Raw genomic sequence first — 17,715 nt, 5'->3', positions numbered from 1 at the left:
TCGCCCCCGGCCCCTCAAAGCACCCCAGCCTCATCCCCCTGCACACCGTCGTCCAGCACCGGCACCTCGCTGGCCACCAGTGGCTTGCCGATGGGCGCGCCGGCCTTCCCCACCTGGACCGCCGCCATGTCGGCATCGTTCGGGTACTGCCCCGCAATCCAGTAGTCGAACACCCGCCGGACGATCGGTGCCGCGTGCGCCGCGCCGAAGCCCGCGTTCTCGACGATCGCGGCCACCGCGATGGTCGGGTCTTCGGCCGGGGCGAACGCCATGTACAGCGCGTGGTCGCGCTGGCGCGCCTCCAGGGCCTTGCCGCTCGCGCGCGCCTTCGGGCTCAGGCCCACGGCCTGCGAGGTGCCGGTCTTGCCGGCCGAGGTGTACGCCGCGCCCGCGAACACGCGCGTGCCGGTGCCGCCCTTGGTGACCGCCACCATCGCGTCGCGCACCACCTCGACGTGCTTGCGCGCATAGCCCAGGTCCTGCGCCGGCGGCTGGACCTGCCGCACCACCTCGCCGGTCGCCGTATCGCGGATGGCCCGCACCAGGTGCGGCTGGTAGCGCACGCCGCCGTTGGCCAGCGTGGCGTTGGCCGAGGCCAGCTGCAGCATCGTGAAGCTGTTGTAGCCCTGGCCGATGCCCAGCGAAATCGTCTCGCCCGGGTGCCAGGTCTTCATGTCGGCACGCCGGTAGGCCGCGCGCTTCCACGCCCTGCTGGGCAGCACGCCGCGCGACTCGCCCTGCAGGTCGATGCCGGTGAACTGCCCGAAGCCCAGGGGCGCCATGAAGTCGTGGATCAGGTCCACGCCCATCTCGGCGGCCAGCGAATAGAAATACGTGTTGCTTGAAAACTGGATGGCGCGGTGCATGTCGACGCCGCCCAGCCCGCCCCGGTGGCTGCGGAAGGTGCGCCCGCCGAAGTTGTAGAAGCCCGGGTCGTTCTCCACCTTGTCGGCGCTGCGCTTGCCGGTCTGCAGCGCCGCCATTGCCATGAAGGGCTTGTAGGTGGAGCCCGGCGGGTAGGTGCCGCGCAGCGCGCGGTTGAGCAACGGGTTGTCGGGCGACTCGGTCAGCGCCTTCCAGTTCTCGGTGTCGATGCCCTCGACGAACAGGTTGGGATCGAAGGTGGGCTTGCTCACGAAGGCCAGCACCTCGCCAGTCTTCGGGTCGATGGCCACGAGCGCGCCCCGGCGTTCGCCGAACATGTCTTCCACGAGCTTCTGCAGCTTGATGTCGAGCGACAGCATCACCGTCTGGCCCGGCCTGGCGGGGTGGCGCGACAGGCGGCGCACCGCGTGTCCGCCGGCCGAGGTTTCCATCTGCTCCACGCCGGTCTGGCCGTGCAGCGCCTTTTCGTAGCTCTGCTCGATGCCGACCTTGCCGATGTAGTCGGTGCCCCGGTAGTTGGCGCGCTCGTCTTCTTCCCAGTCGTCCATCGCGGTCTTCTCGCGCTGGTTGATGCGGCCGATGTAGCCGATCACGTGCGCGCCCACCTCGCCGTGCGGGTAGGTGCGAAACAGCCGCGCCCGGATTTCCACGCCGGGGAAGCGGTAGCGCTGCGCCGCGAAGCGCGCCACCTCTTCGTCGCTCAGGCGGGTGCGGATGGGCAGGGAGTCGAAGCTGCGCGAATCCTCGCGCAGGCGCTGGAAGCGACGGCGGTCCCTGGGCGTCACTTCGAGCAGCTCGCCCAGCTCGTCGATGACCGTGGCCATGTCGCCCACCTTCGACGGCGTGATCTCCAGCGTGTAGGCCGCGTAGTTGGACGCCAGCACCACGCCGTTGCGGTCCAGGATCTGGCCGCGGTTGGGAACCACGGGAACGATCGCGGTGCGATTGCTCTCGGCCCGGTCCGCCAGCGTTTCATGGCGCACTACCTGCAGATAGACCAGCCGCGCGCCGATCAGCCCGAATCCGAACAGCACCGCACAGCCGACCACCACCACGCGGCGGCGAAAAAGAGCGAGCTCGGCGGCGGCATTGCGGATTTCATTCATCGGGCGAAACGGGGTGGGGAAAGAAGCGGAGAAGCCAGATAGGAGGCCCTGCTCGCCCGAAGGTTCCGCGTCGGCGGTCGACGAGACGCGATCGTCCGCTCAGGCCCACGCCTCTTCGGCACCGATGCGAACCTGGCGGGTCGGCACCACCTGCTTGAGGCCGTACCCCGTGCGCTCGTCCCCTTCGGAGATCAGCCGCAGCATGGCCTCGCGCAGCGCGGGGCACACGCCTGTGCCTGCGTGCAGGTCACGAAAGAACCGCATCGTGGCGCCCGCCACCACCTCGGCCATCTGCACGCCAGCCGCTTCGTGCGATTGCCTGAAATCGAGGGCGACCACGTCCTCGAAGCGGTGGTCGGACGGGGGCGTGCACAGCAGTTCCATCGCACGGTCCGCTCCTTCGGCCGCGGCCTTCCCCTGGCCCAGGATGCGTTGCACCTCGAAATTCTGGTCGTGCACCAGCCGGACATCGGCCAGGCAGTGCCGGTAGTAGAGGTGGATCCGCGCGTAGATGCGCATGAACGACGTCAGGTTCGGCAGCGTCCAGGCCTGCGTCGACGACGTGTTGAGCTCGGGAGGCGGAAGAAACTCCAGCCAGGGCTGGTGCTGGGCCTCGCTCAGCGCGTGGTACTCGGTGTTCGCCGCTTCGACGATGCGGCCGAACCCTTTCGCGACCTGCGCCGCGGCCTCTTCCTCCTCCTCGGCGGTTTGCGTGGCCAGGTCGCGCAGGCTGGCAAACGATGCGTGAAGTGTTCCAGCCTCGGGCGTCAGGCAGGACGCGACGAAGCTGTCCAGCACCTGCGCATCGGCATGGACGTGCAGGAAATCCGCGACGGCGTTCCTGAGGAAGTCGAGCCGCATCGACTCGGGGTAGCCAAGGCAGGACGGCAGCAGCTGGAACGACGTGATGCAGCTGCAGATGAAGTAGCGCTTGTCGACCAGCTCCACGAAAAGCGGGGCTCGCCGGTCGAGCAAGGCGTGGATCACCGCAGCGGAGAACTCCGGCCTGGATGCCAGCGATCGGGCACCGGGTTCGCCCGAGGGAATGCGGTGGCGATCGCGCAAGGCCTGGAGGCGTGCATCCCACTCCTCTTCGTCCTGCAGCCCCACGCCCGCCAATGCAAAGTAGGGTTGCCGCTTGAAGTCGTAGCCCGTGCCGCTGTCGACCATGTCGCCGCTGTGGCCGCTTTCGTCGATGTAGATGGTGGTCATGGCGCGGGGCAAACGCCTCGCGTCGGGTCTCCCTTCGCCCTCGCGAGGCGGTGCGGGACGTCGGCGGGACGAAGCGTCGTCAGTTCTTCATCGATGCCGAGCAGATCGTTCAGGACGAAGCGCAGTTCGCGCAGAGGTGCTTTGTAGGTCGCAGGAGGTGACATGCAAGAATGACGAGTGCGCGCGTTGGCCTTGGATTGAAGTGAGGTTCGGGGCTCGCGGCCACCGGCTGCCTTGGGTTGGAAGAAAGAAGTCTAGGAAATCGACCGGGCAGGCATGTTCAGTTTTCGGGACGCACCCCGAGGCCTCGATTTCCCTCTGCAACGAGGCCCTCCTCCTTGCGTGCGCCGTCCCGGTGTTCGCTTTTCAGCCATGACGACCGCCCTCAAACCCCGACGCAAGCCCTCCCAGTCACGCGCATGGATGACCTCCATCGCCATCCAGGACGCGTTCGTGCTCCTGCTGCTGGAAAAGGGCTACGAGAAGACGTCGATGCGCGACATTGCCAACGTGGCCGGCGTCAGCGTCGGCAGCGTCTACCAATACTTCCCCGGCAAGGAAGCGGTCGCGGCCATGACGGTGCGCACCTGGGTGCGCAAGCTCTCGACGGCGCTGTCGAGCGCGGTGGACGAGGTCGTCCAGGCGGAAGGCCAACGCACGCTGCGCGAGATCACGCGTCTGCTGGCGCAGACCCAGGTGCACACGATGCTCGAGGGCGGCGGACGCTGGCGGGTGCTGAGCTCCATCGAGCGCCGCGTCTCGCCGCAGCTCGTCTACAACCGCCTGTACCAGCACAACGTCAACCTCTTCGGCAAGGCACTGACGAGCGCGGTGGACTGGCCCGAAGGGCTGCACGATGCGCGCGTGGCCTTCGGCGCCTACACCGTCGTCGATGCTTTGGTGAAGCAGACGCTGCTGGTGAGCGCCGTGTTGCCGAGCGCGGACGTCATGGTTCAGGAGGTCCTGCTGGCATTGGACGGGTATCTGCAAGCCGTGTGCCAAAGCCACGCGCGCCGAGAATGAGCGTAGGCCCGAATATGCGAGTGAGGCTGCCCAAGCCGGTCAGTGCGGCCATGCTCATGCAGGCCGTCTCCGAATTGATGAGTACAGACGTCACCTCGCAGTTCAATGCGACGACCACACCAAGGGTCGCGATGTCACCGCCACCATCCGCCATCGTCCCACAGGCCTGAATCCTCGATCGCCTGCCGCGCGAGCTTGTGCTCGCGGGCGCTTTTCAACCCCACCATCAGGCGCCTCAGGGGGCCGGGCTGACGCAGGAGACTCTGGATGTCACCGTGCGCCAGCGTTGGCATCTGAAACATGGCCAGGCTTTCGAGCGCCGGTGCACAGGCCACCCACCTCAGGTTCTTCAGCCCCACGTTGTTGAGGACGATCAGCGCCAGATCCTCGAGCGCAGCCAACGAGGGCAAGCTGGCAAGGTGTGGCTGATCTTGCGCGGTCAACCTTTGCAGTGTCTCCAGTTGGCTGACGACCGACAGGTCCGACAAATCCTTGATCCGCAGCAGTGCCAGGTGTCTCAGGGCGTTCAGGCCCGCAAGCGTGTCCAGGTTCTGCGCGCTTCCGAATCCCAGTTGAAGCGCATGCAGGTGGGGAAGATGCCGTAGAAAGACCAGGTTCGACAGAGGCATCCCCATGAGGGACACCTCATTCAAGGTCGACAGCTTTCCAATCACCTCGAGGCCATGCGTGTGGCCGGCAACCACGAGTTGTCTCAGATGGGAAAAGCGCTCCAGTCCGAAAAGATCGGTCTTCTTCGTTTTCGTCTTGCCGATTCGGAGTCTTTGCAGGTCTGCGGGCACTGCGTTCAACACACCCAGTGAATCTGCTTCGTACACATCAAAGACGAACTCCTTCAGCTTCGGCAAGGCCTCTATGGCATGCGCATTGCTGACGCGAGTGAGGCAGTCAAGGCTCAACCTTTCGACATGGGGCATGAGCCTCAGGCAAGAGAGATCGCACACGCGCGCGTAGCTTCCATACATCCGCCATGTGATGTCCGGCCGATCCCTGAAGAGATCCTCGTTCAGGATTTCCAGCAGCGAAGGCGGCACCTCCAGTGCGGCGGAAAATTGCAGGATGGACACCTCGCCGTTTGCCGCCAGTTGCCGGACCTGTTCTCTTGTCCAATCAAGCTTCAGTTCGATGCGTTCCGACATGGGGTTGACGTTTTCAATGGATCAAAAGCCGGCGAGTGACCGGCATGCGCTGCGGACGACGATTCAGCGCCGCACTGACCGGCCGCGCCCGATGCCGTAATACGCGATGCCGGCAGCTTCGACCTCGGTGGCGTTGTAGAGGTTGCGGCCGTCGAAGATCGCGGGCGCCTTCAATGTGCTGGCGATGCGCGCCAGATCGGGGCGACGAAACACGGGCCATTCGGTCACGAGCGCCAGCACGTCGGCGCCCCGCAATGCGTCTTCGGGCGTGTCGCACCAGCGCACATCGGCGCGCTCGCCGACGATGGCGCGCGCATTCGGCATCGCCGCCGGGTCGTGCACCCGCACGTGCGCGCCCGCCGCCCACAAGCGCTCCAGCAGCACGAGGCTCGGCGCATCGCGCATGTCGTCGGTGTCGGGCTTGAAGGCCAGGCCCCAGAGGGCGATGGTCTTGTTCGCGATGCGGCCTTCGAAGTGATGCGTCATCAGGTCGAAGAGGCGCCCCTTCTGCTCGTGGTTCGCGGTCTCGACGGCCGCGAGGAGGCGCAGCGGCTGCCCTTCGCGATCGGCCGCATGCCGCAGCGCCCGCACATCCTTCGCCAGGCACGAACCACCATAGCCCACGCCCGCTTGCAGGAAGTCGGGGCCGATGCGCCGGTCCGAACCGATGCCGCGGCGCACCATCTCGATGTCGGCGCCCGCATGCTCGGCCACGCGCGCCATCTCGTTCATGAAGCTGATGCGGGTCGCGAGCATCGCGTTGGCGGCGTACTTGGTGAGCTCGGCGGAGCGCCGGTCCATCACCAGCAGCTGCTTCGCCGGGTCGCGCACGAAGGGTTCGTAGAGCCGTGTCAGCAGGTCGATGGCCGCGGGGTCCGTCGCACCAATCACCACGCGGTCGGGCTGCCGGCAATCGCGCACGGCCGAGCCCTCGCGCAGGAACTCGGGGTTCACCGCCACCGCGACGCGATGGGCCGCACCGCGCTGCGAAAGCGCCGCGCGCAGCACGGCCTCGACCTGCTCCGCGGTGCCAACCGGTGCGGTGGACTTGCAGACGACCACGGCATCGCGGTCCCGGTGCTGCCCGATGCTGCGGGCCACGGCCATCACATGCCGCAGGTCGACATCGCCTTGTGCATCGGCCGGCGTGTTGACCACGATGAAGAGCACGTCGCCGTGCAGGCTCGCCGCGCGCTCGTCGGCCGTGAAGCGCAGCTTCCCCGTCGAGAGACCTGCGGACACCAGCGCCTCCAGCCCCGGCTCGTGCAGCGGCATCCGGCCCTGCTGCAGCCCCTCGATGCGGCCGGCATCGGCATCCGCGCACAGCACCTCGTGCCCCGCTTCGGCCATGCAGGCGGCGAAGCTGAGGCCCACATAACCGGCGCCGAAGATGGCGAGCTTCATGCGTAAGCCCCTCCCTTCAGGCACTGGCAGCCGCGGCGGTTGTGAGATAAAAGCAGGATGCAAGCCTTCAAAACAATGTCCCGACAGGAAAATTCGATGATGCCCGATCACGTTGCCGCGCGTTGCGCGCTGGTCCTGGAGACCAACAACCTGCGCGGCGGAGCGGATGCCGAAGCCGCCGCAAGCACCAGCCTGCAGCGCCTGATCGCCCTGTTGGCCAAGCAGAAGCTGCCGCTCACGGCCCTGGCCCAGGTGGTCATCACGCACGACGGACTGAGCGCAGCGTCGTGCGAGGCCGTCATGGCGCTGGCGGGCCGCCCCATCGACTTCGTGCGCATCGACGCCGCCACCGGCTACTACGACGCCAAGAACGTCGGCTTCGCGGCCACCGATGCGACGCGCTGCGACCACGTGGTGTTCGCCGATGCCGATTGCCTGCCCGACGACGACTGGCTGCTGCAGATGCTCACGCCCTTCACGCGCGGCGCCGACGCGCCCGCGGTGGTGGCCGGCCGCACGAGCTACGTGGCCAACATCGTGGGCACCGCGCTCACGACCATCGACTTCATGTACTTTCCCAATGCCGACCACGCGGGCGCGACGAGCAACTTCTACGCGAACAACGTGGCCTTTCGCCGCGACGTGTTCGAGCTGCACAGCTACCAGGCGCTCGATGGCGTGTACCGCGCGCACTGCCAGGTGCTGGGCATGCGGCTGAAGGCGGCCAACGTTCCCATTCACTACGCGGCCGCGGCCCACACCGAGCACCGCCTGCCCGACACGCGCGCCGAAGCGCTCAAGCTGCGCTGGATGCGCGGGCAGGACACGTACTCGCTCACGCCGCACCTCCTGCGCAGCTATGTGTCGGCGCGCTGGCAGTGGCTCGCGAAGAGCGGGCCGATCGGGCCGCTGTGCGTGCTGTTCACGCGGCTGGGTTTCAGCGTGCGCGCGCTCAACCACCAGGACCTGCCTCCCCTGCGCGGCCTGCGCTGGCTCGCGGGCGTGGCGCTGATCGTGGGCTTCTCGGCCATCGACATGCTGGGCGCCCTCGCGCGCGGCATCGGCCTGCACACGACGGGCCGCACGAACGCGGATGCGCAGGCGCTGTCCTACCATCGCCCGACATGAACAAGAAAAACATCTTCAGCCTTCTCGTGCTGGCCGGCGCATGCGCCACGGCAGGCGCCGCCGACTTCACCGGGCGCGGCGTCTTCAACTTCAAGTCCGACAGCGGCTGCCCCTTCTCCGCGCTCGCGGGCCCCGCCAACGAGTGCAACCGCCTCGCCCTCGACGACGCCGACACGCGCGCCGCACTCGACAGCACGGCGCACACCCTGCGCTTTGCGAACCCGCGCAGCTACGGCCGCAAGACCATCGTGGGCGACGTGCTGCTGCAAGGCTCCGGCCAGTCGCGCCACAGTGGCCAGCCCGTGCCGCTGACCTTCCATGCGTTGCTGAGCCGCTCAGGCAACGAGTGGTCGGTGAGCAGCCATGCGCACTCGCCCGTCGGTGGCGAGTTCAGCGACATCCGCATCGACCCGTACCAGGTCGTGGTGATCGAAGGCGGCGCCGAGCGCGTGGTGCTCACGCCGGCGCAGATCGCCGAGACGCTCTCCAGGCCCTCGATCGCCGCGCGGCTCGCCAACGAGTTCGTGCAGGTGCGGGACAACCGCAAAGGCGGCGCCACCGATGCGGACATCACTGTCGGGCTGGGGTTGAGCCGTGCCTCCAAGTCGGTGGCCCGCGCGCATTTCCACGCGCCGGGGGCCAAGGGCAGCGAGCTGTCCGAAACGATGCGGCAAGGCGACTGGTCGCTCGAGCTGCAGGCGCTGAGCGGACAGATTCCGCGCCAGGTGGTGCAGCGCGACCTGTTCCTCTATGGCCTCGAGTCGCAGTCGCTGCTGCTGCCGCTGATGCAGCGTGGCTTCCACAAGAACGAGAAGCTGGTGCTCGGTGCCGCGGGCGGCAAGGGCTACGTGCGCTACGACGGCCAGCAGCGCGAGTTCGCCGGTGCCGATGCATCGGCGCGCGCCTTCCTTCAAGGCAGCTTCATCGGCCTCGTGCTCGGTTGGCAGCAACTGCAGCCGCAAACCCCGGTGGCCAAAAAATCCGATGGACGCTGACACTGCCCCGGCGAACGCGGCATTCGACTGCCTCGCACCGCCGCAACTGCGTGGCTGGCCGGCGCTGCAGGCCCGGCTGGTCCACCACATCAAGCGCGCCGCGCTGCGCCAGATGCATGCGAGCCGCGCCGGTGAAGTGATGTTGTTGCGCCTTTATCTGATCGGCGAGGAATCGTCCGAGCAGGCGCTGCAGCGCGAGCTGCGCACCAACGCGCCCGAGTGGCTCACACGTCAGCTCGACCAGCACCTGGCCGACGAGCAACTGCATGCGCGGCTCTTCGCCGACGCCATCGTCGCGCGCGGCAGCACCGCGCAGGCGGCCGCATCACCGGAAGAGGCACCGCAGCCCGACTGGCTGAGCCAGCGCAAGCTCGCGCGCTGGCAGCGCCTCATCCAGCGCCATGCGCCGCACTTCGCGCACGGTGGCCTCGTGCCAGCGTATGCGATCGGCCTCGCCGCCGAGCAGATGGCCTCGCGCATCCTGCAGCGCCACTGCGCGCTGATCGGCGCACGGCACGCGCTGCACCCACTGCTCACGCGCGTGCTGGCCGACGAAGACCGCCACATCCGCCTGTGCAGCCACACGCTGCAGCGCTGCGTGGCGCCGCATGAGGAAGCGAGGCTCGCACAGCTGATGCGCGAGGTGCGCGACACCGAGCGCGGCTTCGGCATCACCGGCGCGCTGGGCATGTACCTCGCGGGCGTGGCCTTGCGCCTGCGCCCCGGCCGTGCGCGGCCGGTGGCGGCCTGAGTCCGTCGATGCCGCCGCGCATCGTCTACCTCGCGACTGCGGACGCGCGCGGCCACCTGATGCGCGTGCAGCTGCTCACGCATTCGCTGCGCGCCGCGGGCGCCAGCGTGCAGGTGCTCACCACCTCCGACGAAGGCGCGCGTTTTCTTGCCGGCTTCGGCATCGAGGCGCCGGTGCTCTCGCGCCACTACGCGGTGCAGTTCGACCGCGAGCAGAACATGCTGCGCCGCGAAACCGACCGCAACGTGGCGCACTACGTGTTCCGTCCGGAGCGCATGCTGCGCGACATCCTTCGGCTGCGCGCGTGGTTCCGCGATGCGGACCTGGTGGTGAACGACTCCTTCCACCCCGCGCTGCTGTTCATGGGCTGGATGCCGGTCTGGCGGCGCAAGGTGGTGCATGTGTACGGCGCGAGCCTGCGGCACGCGCTGCAGACCAACTTCAGCGGGCGCATGCCGGCGTGGATGGCGAACATCTTCGGCCGCATCGTCGCGTGGCAGATCGACCGCAGCCGCGCGCGCATCGCGCACGATTTCGCCTACGGCGAGCCGCAGGCCGACGGACGCGGCGGCCACCGGCTCGCCACGCCGGTGGCCGTAGTGGGCGTCGACACGGAAGCGCACGACGACCTCGCACCGCAGGCCGCCGTGTACCTCAACCCGCATTTCAAGGAAGCCGCACTGGCCGACGGCCTGGAGCGCGGGCTGGCCGAGGCGCGCACGCCGGCGCATCTCGTCGGCGAAGGCTATGCACAGCGCGCGGGCTGGCACGCGCAGGACGAGCACTGGATCGAGCGGGCTGCGCGCAGCGCCTTCATCGTCTCCGCGCCCGGCATGGCGGCGCTGTCGGTCGCGGCGGTGTACCGCAAGCCGATCTTGCTGCTGCTGACCGACCAGCCCGAGCAGGCGATCAATGCGCAGCGCGCCGCGCAAATGGGCCTGCACCATCGCATCGTGGTGTGGCAGGGCCGCACCGAGGACTTCGCGCGGGCCGTGACGACGGCTGCCCATGAACTGATCGCGCTGGCCGACGACGGCAGCGGTCCACAAGCGGCGCAGAAAGGCCGCGAGACCGCCATGGCCCGACTGCAGCACTGGACGGTGCTGCTCCACGGCCTCGCGGCTGCGCCGCCTGTTCGATGAATGAACCACCGAGGAAGCTGCGCCCTTCAATGCAGAAACGCCTCGACGGAAATTGCCGGATTCAGGGACTCAATGTCCTCTGGATTCAACGGGGGACGAGGATCGACGTTGCTGTATCAGCATCGCCGTCATGCCGCCTGTGACGATGACCAGCCCGGCAATGGCTGTGGCACTGGGCCGCTCGTCAAGGACCAGCAGGGCGAGCAGCGTCGCTGCGCCGGGAACGAGTGCAGCGAACGTGGCACCGACGGCTGCGCCCAGAATTTGGACGGACTTGCTGAAAAAGAACAAGGCCACCGTGGAGACCATGACCCCCTGATAGAACGCCTGCACACCGATATCGCCCAGCGGCGCTTGCAACAGGTGCACCCCGCGCGTCGCGAGGTAGGCGGGCAGGTAGATGATCATCGAGAACACCGAAACGATGGCGGTGGCGTGCAGCGCCGACGCAGAGAACTGCTTGGACGAGACCGTGTAGATGGCCCACAGCAGCCCGCCCAGCAGGAAGATCAGGTAGGCCCACGGCGAGGAGCGGACGGCGCTGAAATTGTGGAAGCCGACCAGCGCGACCCCGAGGATGATCAGCGCAATGCCCGCCGTCTCCCTGCGCGAGAGCCTGGCGCCGAGTCCCCAAGCACTGATGAGCGCGGAGAACAGGATCATGCTGCCAGGCGTGACCACGGCGAACTGCTCCACCGGCGCCATGCCGAGGCCGAAGGCGACCACCAGCATGTAGGGCGCGCCAATGCCGGCGGTCATGAATGCGATGGCTGTCCAGCTCAGCCCCATGAGACCTCGTCGTACGAGAAACGGCAGCAGCATCACGCCCGAGACCGTGTACCGGATGCAGGTGATGTCGTAGACGTCCAAGGCCGTGTGGGTCAGCCCGAAGCGAGTCACGACCGGGAAGGCGCCCCAGATCAGGGCCGAAGCGAGTCCGAACAGCACACCCACCCATCGACGATCGATGCCGAGTTGGGAAACTGGCGGTGAGGCAGAAAGCCGAGTCATCGAGTGAGGTTCCTTCAGAACGATGGAAGTGTCTTGCCTGGCGCCGCGGGCATCGCCTGCGTGGCGGACGGACTATCATTGACAGTATTGTCAAGTTTGACGCTGTTGTCAAAAATAGAAAGCGCGAGGATTTCTCATGGCAGGAGTCAGGCAGTTCGATGAGGCCAAGGTGTTGGACGCCGTGCTGGACGTGTTCTGGCAAAAAGGCTGGCGGGCCACGTCCATGGCCGATCTGGCAGAGGCCGCCGATGTGCAGCGCGGTTCGCTCTATCACGCCTATGGCGGCAAGGAGGAGCTGTTCTTGCTGGCCTTCGAGGCTTACGCCACCAGGTTTCTGGACAACGCGCGCACAGCCCTCGACAAACCCCGTGCAGAGACGGCGTTGCGCGCCTTCTTCAAGGTCGCGATCGCCAACATGACGCAAGGCGTACCGCCTCGGGGCTGTCTCACCACGAAGACGGCAACGGAGGTCGATGGTGCAGGCCCGCGCATCCAGGAGCGGCTGCGTCAGTTGCTCGACGAGCTCCAGGGCGTCGTCTCAGCCGCCATGTCGAAGGAAGACATGTCGACACAGCTTTCGCTGTCCCCCAAGGAAACCGCGCAGGTTGTCATCACATTCACCCGAGGCCTGGCAGTGATGGAGCGGGTTTATCAGAACGCGCCGTCTCTGCATCGGATGGCTGACGCGGTGATCAAGGCCTTGGTTCCGAATGTGAAGCGCCGAACGAGCTGACGCCGTTGCACGGAGCCGCCGGGTGCAGGCGTCGACCGGAAAGGCTCAGCGGTTCGAGCATCGCCTGACTCCGCGCGAACAAACGGTCATGCGCTGGATGGCTGCCGGAAAGCGGCCGGCGGAAGCCGGCATCCAGCATGGGCCTTTCCGAACGCAACATCGAGAATCACCTGCGGCGTGTCCGCCGACGACAGCCGAAGCCTGAAGGGGGAAAAGGCGCGCCGCTGGCCAAGCACTTGGCCCGCGAGGCGCTCACTGTCATCATCCGCTTCGCGGGCCCGGCGCCTTGGCGGCCGCGGCCATTCGGACACCCGAATGAGAGGAGTCAGCGATGGCAACCTACAGGAGCGCATTGCCGCAGCTCGGCGATGATTTCTTCATGACCGACGGCGGCATCGAGACCACCCTGATCTTTCTGGAGGGGCAGGAACTTCCCGACTTTGCCGCCTTTCACCTGCTCCGGACGCCGGAAGGCGAAAGAGTGCTGCGGAAGTATTTCCGGACCTACGCGGCGCTGGCCAGAAGCTTCGACGTCGGGCTGATTCTGGAAACGGCAACCTGGCGGTCCAATCCAGACTGGGGGAGCAGGCTGGGCTACAGCCTCGAGGAGCTCGCGGCGGTCAACCGACAGCTGGTGGGTCTGCTGGAGGACATCCGCGATGCCTACCAGACCCGCCGGACGCCGATCGTCATCAGCGGATGCCTTGGACCTCGCGGCGACGGCTATGTCCCGGACCGTGCCATGTCGGTGCGCGAAGCGCAGGACTACCATCGTGCGCAGGTCGAGACCTTCGCCGGCACCGCGGCCGACCTGGTGACCGCCATCACCATGAACTACGTCGAAGAGGCGTCGGGGATCGCGCTGGCCGCAAAGCAGGCGAGCATGCCCGTCGTCATTTCCTTCACGGTGGAGACCGATGGCAGGCTGCCGACGGGGCAGTCCCTGGCGGACGCCATCCAGCAGGTGGACGGCGCCACCGCGGGCTATCCGACCTACTTCATGATCAACTGCGCCCACCCCAGCCACTTCCAGCAGGTAGTGCATGGCGACGCGCCGTGGGCCGAGCGGATTCGCGGTCTGCGCGCGAACGCCTCCAGGATGAGCCATGCCGAGTTGAACGAGGCGCCCGAACTGGATGCGGGCGACCCGGTGGAGTTGGGGCAGGCCTATGCCGCGCTCAAGATGCACCGGTTGAAGCGCCTCAATGTCATGGGCGGTTGCTGCGGCACCGACGACCGCCACGTCAAACAGCTTGCAATGGCCTGCCTGCCCTTGTTCCGGGGCGTGGTCTAGCCGTTCACCCAGGGTTTGCACCTGCCCGCCCATCCGGCGATTCAGACGGCCCCTGCGTCTGCGATCCGGATCGTCGGCCGGTCGCGCCACGCGCCGATGCATCAAGCCTCGTGAAATCAACGTAGGCGCGGGCTCAGCCCTCTCTTGACGCCAGGAGCCGTGTGCACAGCTACGTCCGCTTCGCAGCTCTTGCGGTGCATGTCCAGTTTGTCCAGAGATAGTGGGCCTGGCCTGTAGCGCCGCCAAGTGTCCGACCGCCGTACTTCGCACCGTCGCCCCAGTCCCCATGCGCTGAAGTCGACGAACAGTGATCCATTGCGGCCGGCCTGGCGTAGGAAGAAGAGACTCTCCTCCTGCACCCACCGCCATGCCCCAAGCCTCGAGCACCTCCACTGCCATCCATTGGGTTGAACAAGGCCTGGTGCCCGACGGCGCCGTTCGGCTGGGCGTGCGGCGGCTGCTGCGCCAGCGCCTGGTCGAGCTGGACAGCGGCGACCCGGAAGCCGTCGCCCTGCGTTCGGAGGCATTTTTCGATGGACTGCGGGAGGCACCGTTGGCCCTGCTGCCCGAAAAAGCCAACGAGCAGCACTACGAGTTGCCCGCCGAGTTCTTCACAGGCGTGCTGGGGCCCCACCGGAAGTACAGCTGCTGCTGGTGGCCTGAAGGAGTGCAGACGCTCGAGCAGGCCGAGGCGGCGGCCCTGGCCGAGACCTGCGCCCGCGCCGGCCTGGAAGACGGGCTGCGCATTCTGGAGCTGGGCTGCGGCTGGGGCTCGCTGAGCCTGTGGATGGCCGAACACTTCCCACGCTCTCGCATCACGGCGGTCTCCAATTCGCACTCGCAGCGGCTGTTCATTACGACCGAGGCCGCCGCACGCGGCCTAGACAACCTCGAGGTGATCACCTGCGACTTCAATGATTTCGAGACCGGCGAGCGCTTCGACCGGGTCGCGTCGGTGGAGATGTTCGAGCACCTGCGCAACTGGCCGCGCGCCTTTTCGCACGTGGCCCGCTGGTTGAAACCGCAGGGGCGGTTCTTCATGCACGTCTTCGTTCACCGCGAAGCGCCCTACCCGTTCGAGGCGCGCGATGCCAGCGACTGGATGAGCCGCCACTTTTTCTCCGGCGGCATGATGCCGAGCGACGATCTCGCCCTGCGCTGCCAGGACGACTTGCGCCTGCTGCACCGCTGGCGCTGGGATGGCCGCCACTACGCGCGGACCTCGGCCGCCTGGCTGGCGCGCATGGACGCCCAGCGGGTCACCCTCATGCCCCTGCTGGCCGCCGTCTACGGAGAGCGCGACGCGCCGGTGTGGTGGACCCGCTGGCGGCTCTTCTTCATTTCGGTGGAAGAGCTGTTCGGCTACGCCGAGGGCGGCCAGTGGTGGGTCGGTCACTACCTGTTCGAGAAACGGTGATGCTGTCGCTCGCATGCCTGGGTCTGGCGATCGCCCTCGGCCTGGCGGTGCCGGTCTGGGTGTTCAGCGTCGTGGTGCGCGACGCCAGCCTGGCGGACCGGATCTGGCCCCTGATGATCGCGGCGCCGGCCCTGGCCTACGCCGGCGCCCATGCCCGCGCGCTCGACGCCCGCAGCGTCTGGATGCTCGGGCTGCTGCTGATATGGGCTTGCCGGCTGGCGCTGCACATCGGGCGTCGCAACTGGGGCCACGGCGAAGACCGCCGCTACCAAGCCATGCGTGCGCGCAACGAACCACACTTCGGCCTGAAAAGCCTTTACCTCGTGTTCGGGCTCCAGGCGGTGTTGGCATGGATCGTCGGTTGGCCGCTGCTGGCCGCGTTCGCGCACCCGTCGCCCCTGTCCTGGCTGGATGTGCTGGCCCTGCTGCTGGCCGGCGGCGGTGTGGTCTTCGAGGCCGTGGCCGACGCCCAGCTCGCCCGCTTCCTGCGCAACCCGCGCCGCGAGGATGCGGTGATGGACCGCGGCCTCTGGGCCTGGTCGCGCCACCCCAACTACTTCGGCGAGGCCTGCGTCTGGTGGGGCCTCGGGTTGGCAGCGTTGTCGGCGGGCGGATGGGCGATGGCGTGGTGCCTGGTGTCTCCGCTGCTGATGACCGTCCTGCTGCTCAAGGTGTCGGGCGTGGCGCTGCTGGAGCACGACATCGCCGAGCGCCGGCCCGCCTACCGCAGCTACGCGGCACGCACCAGCGCCTTCATCCCCTGGCCGCCGCGGCGCGGCGCCCGTCCATGAAGCACCGCGCCTTGGGGCTGATGCTGGCACTGGTGACCTGCCTGGCGCTGGCGCAGGAAGGCGACGAGGAAGCGGGCGAATGGCACTTCACCGCCATGCTCGATGGCAAGCCGATCGGGACCCATCGCTTTGTCGTCGGCGGCACGGCGGCGACGCGCAGCGTCGACAGTCGTGCCCTGTTCACCGTGCGCATGCTCGGCATCCCGGTCTACCGCTACCGGCACCAGGCCGAGGAGCGCTGGGCCGGCGACTGCCTGCGTGAGCTGCGCGCCGAGACCGACGACGACGGCACCCGCCAGCAGATCGCGCAGCGCTTCGACGGCGACTGCCCGATGAGCTTTGCCTACTGGAATCCCCGGCTGGTGAAACAACAGCGCCTGATCGACCCCCAGACGGGCAAGGTCGAGCCGGTCCGCTTCGAGCCGCTGCCCGATGCGACCCTCGAGGTCCGCGGTCAGCCCGTGCGGGCGCGCGGCTGGCGACTGCAGGCGGCGCAGCAGCGCATCCGCATCTGGTATGCCGCCGACAGCGGACGCTGGATCGGGCTCGACGCCGACACCAAGGGCGATCGCCCACTGAGCTACCGACTGACCTCTCCTGCACGGAGCACCCCATGAAGCCATCCCCGCGTACCTTGCTCGCTGCCTACCTGTGGGCGCTCGTGTGTTTTCTGGTGCTGGACGCCGTCTGGCTGTCGGTCATGGGACCGCGCCTGTACCAGCCCGCGCTCGGTGCGCTGATGGCGCCGCAGGTGGACTGGACGGCGGCGGCGCTGTTCTATGCGCTCTACCTGGTCGGCCTGGTCGTCTTGGCGATCGCGCCGGCACTGGAGGCTGGCGAGCCCGCCGTGGCGTTGCGTCGCGGCGCGCTGCTCGGGCTCGTGGCCTACGCGACCTATGACCTGACGAACCAGGCCACGCTGCGCGACTGGCCCTGGGCCGTCACGGCCGCCGACCTGGCATGGGGCACGGCCGTGAGCGGCGTGTCGGCGTGGGTCGCGGCGCGCCTCACATCCCGACCAGCGCGCCGAAGAAACGCGCAATAGCCCCGTCGAAGCGCAGCCGGCCGTCCAGCGAGGCCAGGCAGATGCACTCGCTGCCGTCCTGGACCACCGGCTGGTGGTTGATCTCGGCATCGGCCGCATCGAAATCGCCGGCGCCGAACAAGGCCCGGCCATCGTGGAAGCGGCCGTGCAGCACCTGGGTGAACTCCTGCCCCTGGTGCGTGTGCTGCGGCAGGTACTTGCCGGCCGCGATGCGCAGAAGAAAGACGTTGGCCTCCGGGGCCTCGGGCACGGTCACACGGCTCCAGCGCATGCCGGGGCCGATCCAGCGCCAGGGCGTGGCACTGCAATGAGCGAGCGCGCGCGGCCAGCGCGCACCGGGCGGCAGCGGTGGGGGCGCGCTGACCCGCACGGGGGCGGGTTCAGCGCCTTCGTGCGCATCGATCCGGGCCCAGGTGCGCGACAGCGCGTCATCGGCAAGCGGGACCGCTTCCAGGTCATCGAGCAGGATGCCGCCCACGGCATCGAGTGCGCGCGCGCGCTCGCGGCACAGCGGGCACAGTTCCAGGTGGCTGGCCAGGACCAGTCGCATGCCAGCCGGCAAGTGGCCGGAGGACCCAGCCAGCAGCAGGTCGTCGTCGGGGTGGTGTCGGATGTCCATCG

At 67.7% G+C, this 17,715-nt stretch carries 17 protein-coding genes; 11 read left to right on the top strand and 6 right to left on the bottom strand.

Annotation, left to right across the window (positions count from 1 at the left end):
• Positions 1-14: 14 nt before the first annotated feature.
• Positions 15-1,991 (bottom strand): penicillin-binding protein 2, encoded by a 1,977-nt coding sequence (mrdA, locus tag AC07O4_RS01750; RefSeq protein ID WP_495303575.1) that lies wholly within the window; start codon positions 1,989-1,991, stop codon positions 15-17.
• Positions 1,992-2,090: 99 nt separating this feature from the next.
• A complete protein-coding gene (locus AC07O4_RS01745; protein ID WP_495303574.1) occupies positions 2,091-3,203 on the bottom strand; it encodes a DUF3800 domain-containing protein in 1,113 nt (370 codons plus the stop codon).
• A gap of 372 nt (positions 3,204-3,575) precedes the next feature.
• On the opposite strand from AC07O4_RS01745, the gene AC07O4_RS01740 reads away from it, so the two are divergent.
• Positions 3,576-4,226, top strand: coding sequence for a TetR/AcrR family transcriptional regulator (locus AC07O4_RS01740; RefSeq protein ID WP_495303573.1), 651 nt, complete (start codon positions 3,576-3,578; stop codon positions 4,224-4,226).
• 134 nt (positions 4,227-4,360) lie between these two features.
• Here the strand turns inward: AC07O4_RS01740 and AC07O4_RS01735 are convergent, their stop codons facing one another.
• Positions 4,361-5,383, bottom strand: a complete 1,023-nt coding sequence (locus AC07O4_RS01735; RefSeq protein WP_495303572.1) for a leucine-rich repeat domain-containing protein — start codon at positions 5,381-5,383, stop codon at positions 4,361-4,363.
• A 63-nt stretch (positions 5,384-5,446) separates the two neighbouring features.
• A complete protein-coding gene (locus AC07O4_RS01730; RefSeq protein WP_495303571.1) occupies positions 5,447-6,787 on the bottom strand; it encodes a UDP-glucose dehydrogenase family protein in 1,341 nt (446 codons plus the stop codon).
• Between the two features lie 96 nt (positions 6,788-6,883).
• On the opposite strand from AC07O4_RS01730, the gene AC07O4_RS01725 reads away from it, so the two are divergent.
• Genes AC07O4_RS01725 through AC07O4_RS01710 form a run of 4 tightly spaced genes read left to right on the top strand, consistent with a single transcriptional unit; the run spans position 6,884 to position 10,803 of the window.
• Positions 6,884-7,915, top strand: a complete 1,032-nt coding sequence (locus AC07O4_RS01725; protein ID WP_495303570.1) for a glycosyltransferase family 2 protein — start codon at positions 6,884-6,886, stop codon at positions 7,913-7,915.
• Positions 7,912-8,910, top strand: a complete 999-nt coding sequence (locus AC07O4_RS01720; RefSeq protein WP_495303569.1) for a hypothetical protein — start codon at positions 7,912-7,914, stop codon at positions 8,908-8,910. The genes AC07O4_RS01725 and AC07O4_RS01720 overlap by 4 nt, the downstream gene beginning before the upstream one ends.
• A complete protein-coding gene (locus AC07O4_RS01715; RefSeq protein WP_495303568.1) occupies positions 8,900-9,661 on the top strand; it encodes a hypothetical protein in 762 nt (253 codons plus the stop codon). Before AC07O4_RS01720 ends, AC07O4_RS01715 begins: the two co-directional genes overlap by 11 nt.
• Before the next feature lie 8 nt (positions 9,662-9,669).
• Entirely contained in the window at positions 9,670-10,803 is a 1,134-nt protein-coding gene (locus tag AC07O4_RS01710; RefSeq protein WP_495303567.1) for a glycosyltransferase family protein, read from the top strand.
• Between the two features lie 69 nt (positions 10,804-10,872).
• Here AC07O4_RS01710 and AC07O4_RS01705 read toward each other — a convergent pair whose 3' ends face one another.
• Positions 10,873-11,814, bottom strand: a complete 942-nt coding sequence (locus AC07O4_RS01705) for a DMT family transporter (RefSeq protein ID WP_495303566.1) — start codon at positions 11,812-11,814, stop codon at positions 10,873-10,875.
• A 136-nt stretch (positions 11,815-11,950) separates the two neighbouring features.
• Between AC07O4_RS01705 and AC07O4_RS01700 the strand changes: the two genes are divergently transcribed.
• From AC07O4_RS01700 to AC07O4_RS01675, 6 genes are all read left to right on the top strand, one after another.
• Positions 11,951-12,547 (top strand): TetR/AcrR family transcriptional regulator, encoded by a 597-nt coding sequence (locus AC07O4_RS01700; protein ID WP_495303565.1) that lies wholly within the window; start codon positions 11,951-11,953, stop codon positions 12,545-12,547.
• A gap of 331 nt (positions 12,548-12,878) precedes the next feature.
• Positions 12,879-13,841 carry a homocysteine S-methyltransferase family protein gene (locus AC07O4_RS01695; RefSeq protein ID WP_495303564.1) on the top strand — a complete coding sequence of 321 codons (963 nt, stop codon included), beginning with the start codon at positions 12,879-12,881 and terminating at the stop codon, positions 13,839-13,841.
• Between the two features lie 367 nt (positions 13,842-14,208).
• Positions 14,209-15,258, top strand: coding sequence for an SAM-dependent methyltransferase (locus tag AC07O4_RS01690; RefSeq protein ID WP_495303563.1), 1,050 nt, complete (start codon positions 14,209-14,211; stop codon positions 15,256-15,258).
• Positions 15,258-16,049: a DUF1295 domain-containing protein gene (locus AC07O4_RS01685; protein WP_495303562.1), complete on the top strand. Its 792-nt coding sequence runs from the start codon at positions 15,258-15,260 to the stop codon at positions 16,047-16,049. Before AC07O4_RS01690 ends, AC07O4_RS01685 begins: the two co-directional genes overlap by 1 nt.
• Positions 16,046-16,666: a DUF6134 family protein gene (locus AC07O4_RS01680; RefSeq protein ID WP_495303561.1), complete on the top strand. Its 621-nt coding sequence runs from the start codon at positions 16,046-16,048 to the stop codon at positions 16,664-16,666. The genes AC07O4_RS01685 and AC07O4_RS01680 overlap by 4 nt, the downstream gene beginning before the upstream one ends.
• Positions 16,663-17,094 carry a DUF2177 family protein gene (locus AC07O4_RS01675; protein ID WP_095745918.1) on the top strand — a complete coding sequence of 144 codons (432 nt, stop codon included), beginning with the start codon at positions 16,663-16,665 and terminating at the stop codon, positions 17,092-17,094. Before AC07O4_RS01680 ends, AC07O4_RS01675 begins: the two co-directional genes overlap by 4 nt.
• On the opposite strand, the gene AC07O4_RS01670 is transcribed toward AC07O4_RS01675, so the two are convergent.
• Positions 17,057-17,713, bottom strand: coding sequence for a ChrR family anti-sigma-E factor (locus AC07O4_RS01670; RefSeq protein ID WP_139702325.1), 657 nt, complete (start codon positions 17,711-17,713; stop codon positions 17,057-17,059). The two genes, AC07O4_RS01675 and AC07O4_RS01670, sit on opposite strands and share 38 nt — an antisense overlap.
• Positions 17,714-17,715 lie beyond the last annotated feature (2 nt).

This window comes from Variovorax sp. GW821-FHT09D04 (genome assembly GCF_059416405.1).
The sequence above is the reverse complement of the archived record's forward strand: the minus strand, read 5'-3'. Positions and strand labels throughout refer to the sequence as shown.